Annotated in this window: 11 protein-coding genes; 7 read left to right on the top strand and 4 right to left on the bottom strand. The window is 43.4% G+C overall.

What is annotated here, in order from left to right; genetic code table 11:
- Positions 1-30 precede the first annotated feature (30 nt).
- Complete coding sequence (locus tag V7S74_RS09920) at positions 31-1,779, top strand: RagB/SusD family nutrient uptake outer membrane protein (protein ID WP_406778604.1); 1,749 nt, start codon at positions 31-33, stop codon at positions 1,777-1,779.
- Positions 1,780-1,856: 77 nt separating this feature from the next.
- Positions 1,857-5,342, top strand: coding sequence for a VCBS repeat-containing protein (locus V7S74_RS09915; protein WP_406778603.1), 3,486 nt, complete (start codon positions 1,857-1,859; stop codon positions 5,340-5,342).
- Here V7S74_RS09915 and V7S74_RS09910 read toward each other — a convergent pair.
- From V7S74_RS09910 to porW, 3 genes are read right to left on the bottom strand one after another with little or no spacing between them, the layout of a single operon-like run.
- Positions 5,339-6,808, bottom strand: a complete 1,470-nt coding sequence (locus V7S74_RS09910; RefSeq protein WP_406778602.1) for an FG-GAP repeat domain-containing protein — start codon at positions 6,806-6,808, stop codon at positions 5,339-5,341. The genes V7S74_RS09915 and V7S74_RS09910 overlap by 4 nt on opposite strands.
- The gene (locus V7S74_RS09905; protein WP_406778601.1) at positions 6,805-9,126 is read right to left on the bottom strand and encodes a penicillin-binding protein 1A; all 2,322 of its coding nucleotides are present in this window, start codon (positions 9,124-9,126) and stop codon (positions 6,805-6,807) included. Before V7S74_RS09905 ends, V7S74_RS09910 begins: the two co-directional genes overlap by 4 nt.
- Positions 9,123-11,171, bottom strand: a complete 2,049-nt coding sequence (gene porW, locus V7S74_RS09900; protein ID WP_406778600.1) for a type IX secretion system periplasmic lipoprotein PorW/SprE — start codon at positions 11,169-11,171, stop codon at positions 9,123-9,125. The genes V7S74_RS09905 and porW overlap by 4 nt, the downstream gene beginning before the upstream one ends.
- A 68-nt stretch (positions 11,172-11,239) precedes the next feature.
- Between porW and V7S74_RS09895 the strand changes: the two genes are divergently transcribed.
- From V7S74_RS09895 to V7S74_RS09875, 5 genes are read left to right on the top strand one after another with little or no spacing between them, the layout of a single operon-like run.
- On the top strand, positions 11,240-11,425 hold the full coding sequence (locus tag V7S74_RS09895; RefSeq protein ID WP_406778599.1) for an AtpZ/AtpI family protein: 186 nt from the start codon (positions 11,240-11,242) through the stop codon (positions 11,423-11,425).
- Positions 11,426-11,478: 53 nt separating this feature from the next.
- A complete protein-coding gene (locus V7S74_RS09890) occupies positions 11,479-13,335 on the top strand; it encodes a penicillin-binding transpeptidase domain-containing protein (RefSeq protein WP_406778598.1) in 1,857 nt (618 codons plus the stop codon).
- Complete coding sequence (rodA, locus tag V7S74_RS09885) at positions 13,332-14,621, top strand: rod shape-determining protein RodA (RefSeq protein ID WP_406778597.1); 1,290 nt, start codon at positions 13,332-13,334, stop codon at positions 14,619-14,621. Before V7S74_RS09890 ends, rodA begins: the two co-directional genes overlap by 4 nt.
- Position 14,622: 1 nt before the next feature.
- The gene (locus tag V7S74_RS09880; protein WP_406778596.1) at positions 14,623-15,855 is read left to right on the top strand and encodes an MFS transporter; all 1,233 of its coding nucleotides are present in this window, start codon (positions 14,623-14,625) and stop codon (positions 15,853-15,855) included.
- On the top strand, positions 15,855-16,877 hold the full coding sequence (locus tag V7S74_RS09875) for a hypothetical protein (protein ID WP_406778595.1): 1,023 nt from the start codon (positions 15,855-15,857) through the stop codon (positions 16,875-16,877). Before V7S74_RS09880 ends, V7S74_RS09875 begins: the two co-directional genes overlap by 1 nt.
- Here V7S74_RS09875 and V7S74_RS09870 read toward each other — a convergent pair whose 3' ends face one another.
- Positions 16,878-17,249 carry a DUF423 domain-containing protein gene (locus V7S74_RS09870; RefSeq protein WP_406778594.1) on the bottom strand — a complete coding sequence of 124 codons (372 nt, stop codon included), beginning with the start codon at positions 17,247-17,249 and terminating at the stop codon, positions 16,878-16,880.
- Positions 17,250-17,261 lie beyond the last annotated feature (12 nt).

The following is a 17,261-nucleotide window of genomic DNA, read 5'->3' as shown; positions in this document are numbered from 1 at the left end:
TAGCAACAGCCATAATTAATGAATAAGAAAATGAAAAATAATCAAATTTTAAAGCGAATCGCTTTAGTGAGTGTGTCAGCGCTGACGTTGACCTTCGCTTGTAAGGATCAGTTTTTAGAAGTTCCGCCTACCGCATCATTAGCGCAAGCGCAATTATCTTCTAAAGAAGGTGTAGAAGGGACCTTAATTGGTGCTTATGCTCAGTTAGCTGCAAAGGGATATTCTCGTTTAGCAGCTGGTAATAACTGGGTTTGGGGTTCTATCCGTGGTGGAGAGAACAATAAGGGTACGGATGCGGGTGACTTCACTGCCATCAACCCGATGCAACGTTATGAGGTTCAGCCTACAGACGGTGATTTGAATAGCACATGGCAAGCAAAATACGAAGGTATTGCTCGTTGTAATGCGACGATCAACTTAGCCAATGGTTCTAAGGAGATCTCTGCAGCGGATAAGACACGTATTATTGCGGAAGCACGTTTCTTACGTGGTCACTACTACTTCGAATTAAAGAAGTTGTTTAACTCTGTTCCTTATGTGGATGAGACAAAAGACTACGGTAAAGGAATTGAGAAAGTGGCTAACACGGAAGCTTTCTGGGATAAGATTGAGGCTGATTTTGCGTTTGCTTACACAAACCTACCAGCAACGTCTTCATCTGCAGGTCGTGCAAACAAATGGGCTGCGCAAGCTTATTTAGGTAAAGCGTTATTATACCAAGGAAAATTCGCTGATGCAAAAGCGAAGTTTACTGACGTAATCGCTAACGGTGTTACAACGAATGGTAAGAAGTATGGTTTAGTTCCTAAGTTTGCTGAAATCTTCAATGCGGAGAATGACAACAACGAGGAGGCTATATTTGCTATCCAATCTTCAATGAACACGGGTAACGTGAACAACGCAAACGGTTTTGATGACTTGAACTACCCATACAACACGGGTTCTGATGGTCCAGGTAACTGCTGCGGTTTCTTCCAACCTTCATTCTCATTAGCTAACGCTTACCGTACAGTGAACGGTTTGCCGATCTTAACAGAAACGGCTGGTGCTCCAGATTATAACTTACCTGCTAACGCAGTGAAGAATGACTACAAAGTTGCTTCTTCTGCTGCATTTACTGAAGATGCAGATCCATTAGATCCACGTATTGACCACACAATCGGTCGTCGTGGTATTCAATACTTAGACTGGATCGAGCACCCAGGTAAGAACTGGATTCGTGATCAAACGTATGCAGGTCCTTATTCACCTAAGAAATACGTATACTACAAGCGTCAAGAGAATACATTAACAGATGGTTCATCTTGGACACGTGGTTATGCAACAATGAACTACAATATCATTCGTTTTGCAGACGTATTGTTAATGGCTGCTGAGGCTGAAATCGAAGCTGGTTCATTAGCAACTGCTTTAGATTACATCAACCGTGTTCGTAACCGTGCGGCTAATCCTGCTGGTTTCGTTATGAAAGGTGGCGTAGCAGAAGCTAACTATGTAATTGCTCCTTACACAGCATTTGCTGATAAGGCTACTGCACAAAAAGCAGTTCGCATGGAGCGTATGTTAGAATTAGCGACTGAAGGACACCGTTTCTTCGACTTAGTTCGTTGGGGTACTGACGTATCTACGTTAAATGCTTATTTAAACTACGAGAAGCAATTCCTAGTAACGAAGTTTGGTGGTGCATCTTACCAAGCTACGGATAAGTATTTACCTATCCCTCAAGCTCAAATCGATATCCAAGGTTCTTCTATCTTGAAGCAAAACGCAGGATATTAATTTGTTCTAATTTTCTGTAAAAAAGGTGGGATATTAATCCCACCTTTTTTATTTTCGCTTAAGTTTAAAATTGCCTTATGAAGCCTATTTACGCCAATTTATTCCTTGCTTTCTCCTTTCTCGTTTTCTCTTGTAAAAACGCCACTACTTTCGAGCTTTTATCCGGTGATGATACCGGTATTCATTTTTCAAACAAGATTGTCGAGAACGATACCTTGAGTATTTTGAAGTATGAATACCTCTACAACGGAAGTGGAGTGGGTATGGGAGATTTTAATAATGATGGGCTGTTAGACTTGTTTTTCTCGGGTTCTCAGGCGAATGCTGCTTTGTATTTGAACAAGGGAGAAATGAAGTTTGAGGAAGTAGGAAAGGCATCTGGTTTAGATACAAAAGATCGCTGGTGTTCTGGAGTAAGTATTGTGGATATTAATGGGGATGGATTGCTAGATGTATATGTATCAGCAACGATGAAGAATGTGGAGCGTGATCGCCAAAATATGCTGTTTGTGAACCAAGGAATTAAAGAGGGGATACCCAGCTTTAAGGAAATGGCAACCGAGTATGGGATTAATGATTCAGGGCATAGTGAGCATGCTGCTTTCTTTGACTATGACCGGGATGGAGATTTGGATTTATATGTATTAACGGATGTTATTGATCAATTCCCATCCTTATACCGCCCAAAGGTTACCGATGGTTCCTATCCTAATACGGATCGTTTATACCGCAATGATTGGTCTAAGGATAAAAGTCATCCGGTATTTACAAATGTGTCGAAAGAGGCTGGGATAACGATAGAAGGGTACGGTTTAGGTATTAATATCTGTGATATTAACCAGGACAATTGGCCGGATATCTATGTGACGAACGATTATGTGTCGGATGATATTCTCTACATCAATAACCACGATGGGACTTTTACAGATCAGGCGAAGGCTTATTTTAAGCACACAAGTTTATCGGCGATGGGGAATGATGTGGCGGATATTAATAATGATGGACGTCCAGATATTGTGGCGCTTGATATGTTGCCTAAGGACAATGAGCGCAAGAAGCAATTAGCGCCGCCTAATAGCTATCAGTCGTATCAGAACAGTGATTTACACGGTTATACCTACCAGTACATGCGCAATTCCGTGCAGTTAAATGCAGGTAAGAAGGCAGATGGTTCTCCAGCGCCCTTCCAAGAGATTAGTTTACTAGCGGGCGTGGCGGAGACGGAGTGGAGCTGGTGCCCTTCTTTGGCGGATTTCGACAATGATGGATTCCGTGATTTAATGATTACCAATGGTTTTCCGCGGGACGTAACGGATAGAGACTTTATGTTGTACCGAGCTAATTCAGCACGCCTGGCGTCTGACGCCATTCTTTTAGAGCAAATGCCGGTGATTAAGGTGAATAATTATGCCTTTAGAAATAAAGGGGGAATGCATTTTGATGATGTGAGTGCGGCTTGGGGAATTCAACGTCCCTCGTTTTCAAATGGGGCTTCCTATGGTGACTTGGATAATGATGGCGATTTAGATTATGTCGTGAATAATATCAACGATGAGGCTTTTGTATACAAGAACAACACGGTTGAAACGAATGCGGATAAGGGACATTATTTACGCGTTAAGTTGCAAGGTAAGGGCCAAAATACGCAAGGAATTGGAACCCGTATTGAGGGACTTTATGCGGATGGCACCTATTTCTATTATGAGAATTCACCTTATAGAGGCTATTTGTCTAGCGTAGAGGCTGTTGCTCATATTGGTTTAGGGACGAAGCAGAAGATTAAAGAATTACGAGTGATTTGGCCAAATGATTCCATGCAGGTGATTTCTAAGCCGGGTGTCGATCAATTACTTACACTAAAGATCTCCGATGCGAAGCAACCTTATGTCTCCTTATATCAAACTGAAGCTCCTTTACTTCGGGAGGTGACGAATGAGATGCAGTTAACGGAAGTACACAAGGAATACGACTTTATCGACTTCAATTTCCAAAGTTTAACCCCGTTCAAGATGTCTCAATTAGGGCCTGGAGCATCGGTGGGTGATGTGAATGGAGATGGTTTAGAAGATTTCTTTGTAGGCGGCTCTAAATTTTATTCGGGTATTTTCTATCTGCAACAAGCTTCTGGCAAGTTTAAAGCAAATTTTTTAGAGGGTGTAGCAGAAAACAAGAATAAATTAGGAGAGGATTTAGGTTCACTTTTAATCGATATGGATCGGGATGGAGATTTGGATTTATACATTGCTCGGGGAGGAACAGAGGGCCAAATAGGTGCAACGAGCTTCCAAGATGTGGTGTATGCGAATGATGGGAAAGGAAACTTCAGCCTAGTGTCGAGAGCATTGCCAGCCTTTACGGAAAGTAATGCGGCAGTTAGGGCAGTGGATTTTGACAAAGACGGAGATTTAGATTTATATGTCAGCGGTAGAAACGTGCCGTTTTCTTATCCAAAAGGAACGGTTTCTCGCCTGTTGCGCAATGATTCGAAGGCCGGTATGATTAAGTATACAGACATGACAGCGAAGTGGGCACCTGATTTATTGAAGCCGGCATTAGCTTGTGATGCGGTTTGGACAGATGTGAATAACGATGGCTGGTCAGATTTAGTCGTGGCTGGGGAATTTATGCCGATTCAGATCTACCAGAACGTAAAGGGCCATTTAGTAAAACTTGAGAAGACGGGAGTAGAGGAAATGACGGGTCTTTGGGGCTCGGTGGCAGCGGCTGATTTTGATCAAGACGGAGATATGGACCTAGTGGCAGGTAATATGGGGAAAAACACCCTGTTACGTGCCAATGCGAAGCAGCCGGTGGATGTACTTCATGGGGATGTGGATGGCAATGGAGTTTATGATATTTTCCCTTTTGTTTATTTCCAAAGTGCTGCAGGAGCACCTGTTTCAGCTCCTTTATTTGGCAAAGACGATGTGCACAAGCAGTTGAATTCAACACGTCAGCGCTGGGTGTATTATAAGGATTATGGTAAAATTACGCAGGATGATTTCTTAACGGAGAAAGAACGGGCGAAAGCGACGAAGCTTTCCTTTACAGAGAATGCCTCATTGTATATTGAGAATCTAGGTGAAGGTAAATTTAAGGCGCATGATTTGCCCGACATGGCCCAGTTATCGGCGTTGAACGGGATGCAGATCCTAGACATCAATGCGGATGGTTATCTAGATATCTTGTTTGTGGGGAATAACTTCGCGAATGAGGTCGCTATGGGTCGCTACGATGCGTCGAATGGCGGTGTTTTATTAGGCAATGGCAAAGGGTTCACTTATGCACAAAATTCAGGAATGATGGTTCCAGCTGATGCGAAGGCCTTAGTAGGTATTCAGGTGGGTGCAGATTTAGCTTTTGTGGCACTACAGAACAGAGGTCCGATGAAGGTATTTAAGCCTCAGGGGGCCTTTATAAAAGCCGCTGTAAAGCCGGGTGTTTCATTTAGCTATACCTTAAAAGGACATAAACAAAAGATAGATTGGACCTATGGCTCTTCTTATTTAAGCCAAAGCGCCAGCGCACAGGCCTTCATTCCGAAGGGAGCTAAATTGAATTAACGAATTGAATTACGTAAGAGTCGAAGCTGAAGGCCAGGTGTTAGTTTAACGCCTGGCTTTGGTTTTCCAAATTGAAAATTACCAAGCAAAAGATCGACATCGCCATCTTTATCTAAATCACCGGCATCCATCGCCATGTAACGGGCATCATCCGGTAGGTTGATATTGCTAACCTGGAAGCGAAGTTTGCCCTGGTTTTGGAAATACAAGAATGATTCATTTACCCCTTTGTCATTCTCCGGAAAGAAAGCGATCATGGCTAGATCTAGGTCGCCATCCCCATCAAAATCACGGGCCAGCGTTTTCGTAGCTCCATAAGCTGGGTAAAAATACCCTTCCTTGAAATTATTTTTGCCATCATTCGTGAAGACATGCACCCCATGGTAGGCTTTCTTAGAATAAGAATTATCCGCATTATCTCCTGCTGAAATGATGATATCATCGAATCCATCTTGATTCAGATCCGCCACATCCATATAAGTACTTCCCCATATCGACTCAAATTGCAGTAAGGGTTTCTCCACAAATAAGCCCTGGCCTTTGTTGATAAAGAGGGAAACACCCTCTTTGGCTTCGGACATTAAAACTAAAATGTCAGGTTTGCCATCTTTTGAATAATCTTTAATGACGATGTTTCTAGCCCCAGGCTGAGATTTCAAGGTATGCCGTTGTTTGGTTTTTCCATCTACCCAAACGACCTGTCCCGCTTCATAGCCATATTCACAAATCAGATAATCTAGCGTGCCATCTTCATTGAAATCCGCCATCTGCATATCCACAGGGCGTTTTAATCCGTCGACTAGCTTAGTAAGTTTTCCAGCTGCGTTCATCTCGAATAGATTTCCGATTTTTTCGTCATTCGGGAGGATTTTGCCAATGCTTAATAGGTAATTTTTTCCTTGAATGAAGGAGGTATTTACATTGGGGCTTGGGGTTTTGAAGGTCGTTTTTACCTGTAGTTTACTGTCTACAATAGCGGTCTCATTCGAGTTCATTCCGATCCAAGCTTCCGCCTTCACTGGATGAATTTGAATAGAAGTTACTCGGCCTACAGAATGAACTGGAGAGATGAAATCCTCCGTTTTAAAGTGTAGTGGATTGGTGGAGATAGGACTTTTGGTTTTTTGTGGCAACGGATTTTCCGGTGCATTCGTTACATAATAATCCACGATCGCTTGCCAATTCTCGATACTCATCGCTGGGCTATCTGGAAAGGCATTTGCAGAAACTAAGGCATGGTATTGCTCTTCAGGTAAACTGGCGGCTAATTCAAATTTATTACGCAAGCCTAAGCGGTAGGACATGTCCATTAGGACTTTATCGTTCCAGGTCTTTTTGTCTAACAGACTTGGGTCTGGGAACTTGTGGCAAGAGCTACAGTTTTCTTTCGCCAGTTCTTCCCCTGTTTTCTTAGAGTTGCAGGCAAATGTTAGTAAAGCGATAAAGGCAAAGGCAATTAGTCTCATTCAGGCAAGGCGGTGGCAGTGGAAGAAGTTAAGGTAGAATCCCCTCCAATTCCTCCGACGCAACTAAAGTCGAAGGCTAAATTTTCGGGTTTAATGAATGGCATTTTTTGGTATCCATCGAGGGCTAATGATCGATCAGAGTAGACTTTCTCCATGAATTTTGTGAAGGCAGGCATGGCCATTTTTGCTCCTTGACCTAATTGAATGTTTCTGAAGTGAATACTGCGGTCATCGCCACCTACCCAAATACCGGTAACCAGTTTTTGGGTAACTCCCATAAACCAACCGTCAGAGAAGTTAGAAGTGGTACCCGTTTTTGCTCCAATTTCGTTTCCTGCAGCAATTGAGCTGCGATTTAATCCTTCGGCTGTTCCACCGGGTTCACGTACGGCACCTTGTAACATAAATGTCATTAAGTAGGCTGTTTCGGGCTTCATTACTGCCTTAGCTGTGGGCGAGAATTCGCGCAAAACGACGCCGTTTTTATCGGTGATTTTTAGAATGATGATCGGGTCGATTTTTTCACCACTATTCGCGAAGGTACTGTAGGCCGAAACTTGTTCGTAGACAGAGACTTCGGACGTGCCTAGGCAAAGGGAAGGTCCTTCGTACAGAGAGCTTGTAATACCCGCTTTGTGAGCAAAATCGGCAATTTTGCTGGCTCCTAGAGATTTCATCAGTTTCGCTGAAATCGTATTGATGGAGCGTCCCATCGCGCGTCTAAGCGTTAAATTCTCGTAACTGTATTTGCCATCGGAGTTTTGAGGCGTCCAGGTGTCATTCGTCAGTCCATCCTCTGTCCCAAAAGTCACCGGCTCATCCACATATTTATCACAAGGAGTGGCAATTTCATTTTCGATGGCTGCCCCATAAACAAATGGTTTGAAGGTAGAGCCAGGTTGGCGCTTACTTTGGGCAATATGATCATACTTGAAATACTTGTAATTAATGCCACCAATCCAAGCCTTCACGTGGCCATTCGTCGGATCCATCGACATCATGCCCACATTCAAAATACGCTTGTAATACCGCATGGAATCCAATGGGCTTAAGGTGGTGTCGATATCGCCATGGTAAGAGAAAATCGTCATTTTTACAGGACGATTTAATTCCTCCCAAACCCGCATCTCATCATTATTATACGCCTCCATTAAATCCCGGTAGCGCTGCGTGCGTTTCATAGCAGACGAAATAAAGCCCTTCAGCTCCTGCATTTTCTCATTTACCCAAGGATTGCGTCCCGCCCAATGTTGATTGAAAGCAATTTGTTGCGCTTTCATATGCTCTTGCACGGCATCTTGCGCATATTTTTGCATACGCGAGTCGATCGTCGTGTGGATGCGTAAACCACTGGTATACAAGTTCAATTGCTGGTCTTCCGGGCGGTCTTTGTTAATCTCAGAAAGGATACCTAGAATTTCTTTACGGATGGATTCGCGTAAATACGGAGCTGCGCCGGTGTTTTGGTTTTCTACTTTATAGCGAAGGTTCAAGGGGTCTGCCTTCATCTTTTCCGCATCCTCCTCTGACAGGTATTCGTATTTAGCTAGTTGGCCTAAAACGGTATTCCGACGCGCTAGAGTCCTTTCCGGTCTGATGCGTGGATCATACAGGGAGGGATTTTGCAATAAGCCGATCAAGGTGGCTGCCTCAGGGTAGGTAACTGTCTGCACGTTTTTTTGGAAATAAGTCCGGCAGGCTACTTGAATTCCATAGGCATTATTCCCAAAACTCACCTCATTCAAATACATCGCCAAGATTTCTTGCTTCGTGTATCGGCGTTCTAATTTGATGGCCAAAATCCACTCTTTAATTTTCGCGATGGCCGTTTTTAGCCCACCCACTTTCATTAATAAACCCATGTAAATAGGATCGTCTTCGCCATATTCAAGTGAACGGGTGTGGAATAAATTCTTGGCTAATTGCTGGGATATCGTACTTCCACCTCCTGAGGTACCAAAAGAGAATAATACGCGGGCCATAGAACGCACATCGATACCTGAGTGGCTGATGAAACGGGCATCTTCTGTCGCCATGAGCGTGTTAATCAGGATGGGTGACAGCTCCTCGAACTCCACCGGATTACGGTTCTCTCGGAAGTATTTTCCAATCTCTTCTCCGTCTTCTGAAATCAATAAGGACGCCTCTTGGCTTTTCGGATTCTCTAGCTCTTGCAGGCTAGGCATTCCACCAAACAGCCAAAGGAAATTATAGTTTACCGATGCAATGAAAAGAATGGCAAATAAGATTGTGCCTCCAAATATTTTGTAGGCTAAGGTAATTTTATTCAATTTAGATTCCTTTATGGGTTCTATCATTTGTTAATCAGCTTTAGCATTTCATTAGCCTCTGCAACGAGGGGGCTGGTGGGGAAAGATTGGACAAATTCACCTAACAGGCGTTTGCATTCTGCACTTTCCTGTAAACCCGCTTTACAAAGCGCCATTAAAAATACGATTTTATCTTCCAATTTACTACCAGGCGTATTTTGTTGAATCGCTAGGCAAGCCTCAAACGCCATCGCAAACTCTTTTGATTTAAAACGTTCATAGGCCTCTTCGTATTTCTTTTGTGCCTGAATTTCTTTGTTCTCGGTTAGCGCTCCATTTTCTAATTTGAGGATCATCGTCTTGAAATAGGAGCTAGGATAGCGTTCGAAAAGTGTTTTTCGTGAATTTGTTTTTGCGGTCCCTTCTTGGCTTAAATAAAGAACGTAAAGTGCCTCTGCTTCAAAAGCTGTGCTTGGGAATTCTGCTAATAATTGTTGTAACGTGCTAGTAGCCAAGGTGTTTTCGCCTAATTCTAAACGGGCCAACTTACCTAGTTTGAATAAGGATTCTTCCTTTAATTTGGTCGCCTTATTCGCGGCGTTAGCACTAAACGGAATTGCTTTCAACCAAGTTTCTTCTGCCACTCCTGTTGTGTTCGTTTGGGGAAGATTTGTTTTCTCCGTTACCGTAGAAACCGTGGTGGAATTGCTCAGGCTTGCATTTTTATTCTTTCTATTCCAAAAATCCTCCAAGGTCCGATTCCCCCATCGATTGCTAAATTCAATGCTACCCTGAATCCGAGCTTGTTCGTTATTGAAGTAGAAATTTTGTTGGTCTGCGTTAAAAGGGCGTCTCGTAAAAATAGGAGCAGTAGTTGCAGCACTTACCGATTTCTTCACCGTATCTTTTTGCTGCTTTAAAAAGAGCTCGTGTAATGCCTGTGGAGATAAAGTGGCTAAATGCAATAAGGAATCTTGTAAGGCTATTTGTTTCGAAAACGAAGTATAGCTAGCCCAGGATTTTTTCAGTTTTTGTGCTTTCGCGTAGTCGGGATGATTGTTTGCGAGGTAGGTAGCTGCACTGTCGTAGTAGTTTGCCGCTAGATCATAGGCCTTTAATTGTTTCGCGAAAAGACCGCCTAATTGAAAATAGAGTTCTCCTTTATTTGGGTTGTTTTCGCCGCCTTTCTCCCAATTTTCTTTGGCTTTTTTGTAGTCCTTTTTAGTGTAATAATATTGACCTATTTTGACATAGATAGCCGATTTGTTGTCCTCGTTTTTAGGGTCTTTCAGCATTTTCTCCAAGGCATCCACATTACCTTCGATTTGATGAATAGCCAGGCTTGATTGCAAGTTTAAATCATAGCTAGGCTTTGTTTTTAGCGTCGTTTTAAAGCTTTCTACCGCTAAATTCGGCTGGTTATTGTCCGCAAATAGTTGGCCCATGATGAATGAGATGCGCGCTTTTTCTTCGCCCTTCTTCAGGTATTTGGAGGCTTCCTGGAGTAATGAGAGGGCTTTTACAGGTTCATCTGCCAGCTGGTAGGAATAGGCTTTTAGTAACAAGAATTGCTTTTTCTCGTTTGAATTCAAGGGGTTTTCACTTAAGAATTCTTCGATCTTTTCTGCGGCAGTAAACTCCTGTTGTTGTAAATAAATTTCATAGAGAGCGAGTAATGCCTCTGGTCTAATTTCAAGTGAGTTTACGTATTTATACGTGTCAATGGCATTCTTTAGGTCGTATTGGTAAATGCGACCCTTACCGATTAGTAAATAGGCATCGATAATGTATCGGGAATTTTGGTGGCGATCGATCACTAAAGACGCCTTGCGGATTAGTTCTTTAATGTCCTTTTCGTTGCCTTGTTTAAAGCTCGAATCCAGTGGAATTCGGATGGGTAAGGTGGCATTATAGCTTTCCTTGCGTTCCGCGAATAGTTTGCGCTCTAATTCTTTTTCTAATCTCGAGGCCTGCCAAATGGCATTGTACTTCGCATTCACATTGTGAAACGCAACGGCCATGGGCTTGTTGCTGAATTGAGAACAAGACCACGTACTGAGGGCTAGAAATAAGAAGACAAGACGCCTGTACATAGGATTCGACGGAACAATTTTCAAATTTACAATTTATCTTCCCGAAAATTGGATAAATTTAGGCGAATATGAATTCCTACCAAAAATTCTTAGGGGCCGCTTTTCAGATGCTCGTCACCATCGTGGCAGGCGTTTTTGCTGGCCGCTATTTAGATGCCTATTTTTTTACGGATAAGCCCTGGTTTACGCTCATTTTCTCCCTTGGATCGATCGCATTTGCCCTGATCGCCTTGATCAAAAGTCTTCCCAAATAGGGTTCGCAGAAGCGCAGAATATTCTGTATTTTTGTCATTAAAATTCAATCCACTTGTTTACTCAACGGCGAAACCTGATCTTCTTGTTTTTCGGCCTCATCGGTCTCTTGTTCATCGGGAAGCTATTTTTCCTGCAAGTGATCGATGATACCTATGAGAAAGCAGCGGATAATAATGCGATTCGCAAGATTATTCAGATCCCATTTAGGGGGGAAGTGTATGATCGGTTTGGCAAATTAATCGTCTACAATACGCCCGTATACGACCTCTACATCATCCCTCGAAAAGCGGTGGTGAAGGATACGAATCAATTTTGTCGTGTGTTCCGTATCACGCGGGAATACTTTATCAAAACCACCCAGCGCGCTAGAGCTTATTCGCGGGTGAAACCGAGTCTATTTCTGAAACATTTATCGAAGGAAGATTTTGCAAGTGTGCAAGATGCGATGGTGGATTTTCCGGGCTTCTTTTTTGAGACCAATGCCTTTAGAACCTATCAATCCCGTTCCTTTTCGAATGCCTTGGGTTATGTAGCTGAGATCAGCCCGACTGCTCTGACGGATCAGAAAGACGATTATTACCGCCAAGGAGACTATGTGGGTATTTCTGGAATAGAATCCTTTTATGAAGAGACTTTACGTGGTCAGCGCGGGGTAAAATACCGGATGGTGAACAGTAATGGGGTAGAAAAGGGCGATTATAAAAATGGCTCTTTAAACATCAACCCAGTCTCTGGAAATAACTTATACACCTCCATCGACTTAACTATTCAGGAATATGCGGATAGCTTGATGCAGCATAAAGTGGGTAGTTTAGTGGCGATTGAACCTTCTACGGGGGAGATTTTAGCCATGGTTTCCGCCCCGTCCTATGATGCGAGCTTACTTACGGGGAATAATTTCTCCAAGTATTACCAGCAATTAGCCTTAGATCCGATGAAGCCTTTGTTAAATCGGCCTCCATCTGCTTATTATCGGCCGGGATCCACCTTTAAATTAGTACAGGCTTTAGTGGGACAACAGCTCGGATTTATTGGGCCAGGCACGGTTTTCTCTCATGCGGGAGCTCCGGTGAAATGCCATGGACATGGTCCTGTGGATTTAAGAGGAGCCATTCGGGTGTCATGTAATCCCTATTTTTACCATGCCTTTAGGAAAATGGTCTACGATAAAACGACGGGCGATACCTATGAGCGATCGGCGCAAGGTTTGCAACGCTGGGCGGATTTAGTGGCTAATTTTGGTTTTGGGCGCAAATTAGGGGTGGATTTAGGGAATGAGAAGAAGGGAATTTTGCCAAATGTAGAGTACTATAATTCAGTCTACAAGGGGGAGAAAATGTGGAAGTTTTCGAATATTTATTCGATTAGTATTGGGGAGGGGGAAATTGTCGTTAGTCCCCTAAAAATGGCAAATCTCGCTGCGATCATCGCTAACAGAGGATGGTACATTCCGCCGCATGTGGTGAAGGGAATTGGATTAAAGAAAAGTATTGACCCTTTCTATAAAACGCCAGTAAAAGTAGGTGTGGAGGCGAAGTATTTTAATGTCGTGATTGATGGCATGGAGGATGCGGTAACACATGGAACGGTAGAGGCGGATGGACGAATTCCTGATATCAAGATGGTCGGAAAGACCGGCACTTCCCAAAACCAAAAAGGGAAAGATCACTCCATTTTTATTGCCTTTGCGCCTCGCGATAATCCGAAAATCGCCATTGCCGTTTTCGTAGAGAACGCGGGTTTTGGTGGGTCTGCTGCGGCCCCAATAGCTTCTTTAGTCGTTGAAAAATACTTGAAACGAAAAGTAGATCGCAAGGCGGTGGAGACGAAATTTATGAATATGAATTACCTGCCTAACGTATACAGCGTGACACGTAAAAAGGTAGCCATTGATTCTACGAAAAAATGACAGATTCGAATCACATTCAGGGGCGCATTGACTGGATCACGGTGGGGTTCTATGTCCTGTTCGTCTGTTTAGGCTGGATGAATATCTATTCAGCGGTTTACAGTCCGGATGCCCCATTGAGCTTTTCGGATGCGGCATTTTACGATTCCAATGCGGGGAAACAATTGGTTTGGATCGGGACGAGTTTCGTATTAATCGTGTGCATTTTAGTGATTGATTTCCGTTTTTTCGAGTCCTTCGCCCTCTTCATCTACCTCGGTTTATTGCTTTTGCTGCTCGCAGTTCCCTTTTTAGGGGTGACCATCAATGGTTCTCATTCCTGGTTTAAGTTCGGCGGTGTTACGATTCAGCCGGCGGAGTTTGCCAAAACAGCAACCGCACTCTTGCTCGCCAAATACCTTAATGACCCCTTAGTCAACTTGAATAAATTCGCCTTTCAATGGAAGGCAGCCCTTATTATTGGGATTCCTATGCTGTTGATTATTGGGTCAAACGAGACAGGTTCAGCCCTAGTTTTCGCTTCCTTTTTAATTTTATTGTACCGAGAGGGCTTGCCGGGAACTTATCCAGCCTTATTTATTGGTGGAATTGTCTTGTTTGTGTCTGCTTTACTCGTTAAGGCTTGGATTATCTTGTTAGTCTTAGTTTTATTAGCCGGGCTTTTTGTACTTTTTATGCCCATTTATTTACAGCGCGATCCGAAGACCTATTTACGCCTCTCGGGAGCCATTGCGGTGATTATGACCTTAGCGCTTTTAGTAGATTGGGTGGTCAATAATGTGTTGCAGGAGCATCAAAGAAACCGGATTCGTGTCTTGATTGATCCCGGCTTTGACCCTCGAGGTTTAGGCTACCAGGTGACTCAATCGAAGATTGCGATTGGTTCGGGTGGTTTTTGGGGGAAGGGATTTTTAGGCGGAACTCAAACGAAATTTGATTTCGTACCGGAACAAAGTACGGATATGGTTTTCTGTACGATCGGTGAAGAGCATGGCTTTGTGGGCGTTATGCTGATGATCATTTTCTTTTTAGGCTTTTTGTGGCGTCTGATGTATTTAGCGGACTTACAGCGCTCCCGTTTTGCGAGAGCATATGGATTCGGATTAGTAGGAATTCTGTTTTTTCACTTTTTAGTTAATATAGGGATGACAATCGGCTTAATGCCCATCATGGGGATTCCATTGCCGTTTTTCTCCTACGGTGGATCGTCCTTGTGGTCGTTCACAATATTACTTTTTATCTTTTTAAAATTAGACTCTCACCGGTCTGATATGCTTTCTCGCTAGTATGGAAAATGAAACAATTTCTGCCAAAGCCAAAATGCTCATAGCCGTCGCCGCTCTTGGCTACTTCGTGGATGTGTATGACCTCATTTTATTTTCTGTCGTGCGTAATCCCAGCTTGATGAGTTTGGGATTGAAGGGCGATGAATTACTGAATCAAGGCTTGAACTTGATGAACGTTCAGATGGGAGGGATGCTTTTGGGTGGAATTTTGTGGGGAATCTACGGGGATAAGAAAGGCCGTAAATCCGTTTTATTCGGTTCGATACTTTTGTATTCAGCTGCGAACGCACTGAATGGTTTAGTGACTGATTTGAATACCTATGCGATTTTACGTTTTATCGCTGGTATCGGCCTTGCGGGTGAACTAGGAGCAGGTATTACGCTCGTAAACGAAACCTTACCGCCTTCTAAGCGCGGTATCGGAACCTTGATTATTGCCGGTGTAGGTGCTGCTGGAGCAGTGTTTGCGCCGATTATTGCGGGTTTAAGCCCTGATCCGGAGTGGTGGAGATCTTGCTATTTTATTGGTGGAGGAATGGGCTTAGCCTTATTGCTTTTACGTTTAGGAACGTTCGAATCGTCGATGTATTCAGAGATGGATTCGTCTGTGAAGAAGGGGAATTTTCTGCAACTCTTTTCTAGCGCTGCCACCTTCAAAAAGTATTTGTATTGCATTTTGATGGGGCTTCCCATTTGGTATATCATCGGAATTTTGGTTTTCTCAGCGCCTGAAATCTCTCAGCTAGTAGGCATTGAAGGTAAGATTAGTGGGGGTAACGCGATTATGTTCTGTTATATCGGACTTGCCACAGGAGATTTTGCTGCGGGAGCTTTGAGTCAATGGCTGAAAAGCCGCGGAAAGGCCGTTTTGACGTATTTATTTATTGCTGTTGGGATTTGCATCTATTACTTATTCGGGATGTCTAACATCACAACGACGCATGCGTATGTGATGATTACTTTATTAGGCTTCTTCGGGGGCTATTGGGCGGTGTTCTTGACATACTCTTCAGAGCAGTTTGGAACGAATGTACGAATGACAGTGACGACGACCGTTCCTAATTTCGTGAGGGGCGCATTAATTCCTATTTCCTTATTATTTAAGTTTTTAATTCCTTCCGTAGGCTTGATTCAGTCGGCGGCTTATGTGGGTGTGTTATGCTTTGCTTTGGCCATCTACTCCGTCTTACAACTGAAGGAAACCTTCGGTAAATCTCTAGACTACACCGAATAATGGCGCTAATCTCTAAGAAGAAGACCCTTTATCGGATTAATCAGCAGCTGCGCCGCTATTTGCATAAATACAATCGCGAGCACGTGATGAATATTAGTTATGCAGATCTCTTGCGTTACGATAACGCGATTGTGTTGTACGACAAAAATGAGGTGGATACGCTTTGGGAGACGGTTTTCTATTCTCCAGGTGATCAAGAGGAGGTCTATGAGGCGCTAAAACAGATCTATGCGGATTTAAAGACGGATGGTAACGAGGAGGTAATCAAGCACTTAGTGATCGACCGGGTGGATTATTGCACCTATGGGAATACGCATCCTTTCCGGATTCGCATTGTGAACCGGGTGAATGATAACTTTGATTATTTCTATATCAAAATTGCGGATGCCTCGCGTGTCTATGGGCTAGAGTTAGAGCATATTTTATCCCCAAATAGAATCAATTACGTCACCCACGAAAATACATTGGTCGAAGAGCATATCGCTGGAGTACCTGGAGATGCCTTTTTAAAGCAGGATTTAGAGCAGGACTTGGAGTCGCCCATTCGTTTAGCGAAAGAGTTCGTGAAATTCAATGAACGCTGCTTAGTACAATTATTGGGTGATATGCACAGCGCAAACTTTGTGGTAATTACGACACCGGATTTCGAGGAGATCTATTACCGTATTCGCCCAATTGACTTTGATCAGCAATGTTACGAAGGGAAGAAAACGGTGTATTTGCCGCAGTATTTCAAGCAAAATAATGCCCTCATTGAGCTGGGGATGAAGTATATGACGCCAGAATCGGTTTGGCAGTACCAAATCGAAGAGCGTTCGATGATCGCCTCACGTCTGAAATCAGAGAGTCAGCGCGTCTATGATTTGATGGCGGTGATGTCGAAGGACGAAATCGCTCCTCCCGAGAATGTAGAGCAATTAAAATCAGAACTGGCAAAGCATTACGAGGACAATCGCTTCTTGAATTGCAAGACGATGGGGGAGATTGTTTGGCTGAGCTTAGAATTAGTGATGCGTCACTAATTATTTCTTAAAGATGGACCACATCATGAGTCCGTAACCCATCATATAGCAAAGGCCACCGATAGGTGCAATCGCTCCAAAGATGGACATATTCGTCAGGCAGATCAGATACAGAGATCCAGGAAAGATAATGCTTCCCGCGAATTGAAAATAGGCGGCTGACTTTAAGTGCTTATTGCTAAAATTCATCTGCCAAACTCCCAAAATCAAAAGGGCCATTCCTCCGTACATTTGGTAGCGTGCTGCCGTTTCGAAAGTCTCTAAGCGATTGATATCACGCAAATAATCCTTCCAAGCATGAGCGCCAAAAGCGCCTAAGGCAACGGAAAGGCCTGCCATAAGTGAACCGAAAAACAACGAGAATTTTTTCATGGTAGGGGGATA

Origin of the sequence: Aquirufa novilacunae, assembly GCF_045310505.1 — a bacterium.
In the GTDB taxonomy this organism is placed as follows: Bacteria; Bacteroidota; Bacteroidia; order Cytophagales; family Spirosomataceae; genus Aquirufa; species Aquirufa novilacunae.
This window is presented reverse-complemented; position numbering and strand designations above follow the sequence as displayed.

Coding starts and splice junctions, on each gene's coding strand:
- V7S74_RS09920 (WP_406778604.1), top strand. CDS start 31: ATGAAAAATAATCAAATTTTAAAGCGAATCGCTTTAGTGAGTGTGTCA.
- V7S74_RS09915 (WP_406778603.1), top strand. CDS start 1,857: ATGAAGCCTATTTACGCCAATTTATTCCTTGCTTTCTCCTTTCTCGTT.
- V7S74_RS09910 (WP_406778602.1), bottom strand. CDS start 6,808: ATGAGACTAATTGCCTTTGCCTTTATCGCTTTACTAACATTTGCCTGC.
- V7S74_RS09905 (WP_406778601.1), bottom strand. CDS start 9,126: ATGATAGAACCCATAAAGGAATCTAAATTGAATAAAATTACCTTAGCC.
- porW (WP_406778600.1), bottom strand. CDS start 11,171: ATGTACAGGCGTCTTGTCTTCTTATTTCTAGCCCTCAGTACGTGGTCT.
- V7S74_RS09895 (WP_406778599.1), top strand. CDS start 11,240: ATGAATTCCTACCAAAAATTCTTAGGGGCCGCTTTTCAGATGCTCGTC.
- rodA (WP_406778597.1), top strand. CDS start 13,332: ATGACAGATTCGAATCACATTCAGGGGCGCATTGACTGGATCACGGTG.
- V7S74_RS09880 (WP_406778596.1), top strand. CDS start 14,623: ATGGAAAATGAAACAATTTCTGCCAAAGCCAAAATGCTCATAGCCGTC.
- V7S74_RS09875 (WP_406778595.1), top strand. CDS start 15,855: ATGGCGCTAATCTCTAAGAAGAAGACCCTTTATCGGATTAATCAGCAG.
- V7S74_RS09870 (WP_406778594.1), bottom strand. CDS start 17,249: ATGAAAAAATTCTCGTTGTTTTTCGGTTCACTTATGGCAGGCCTTTCC.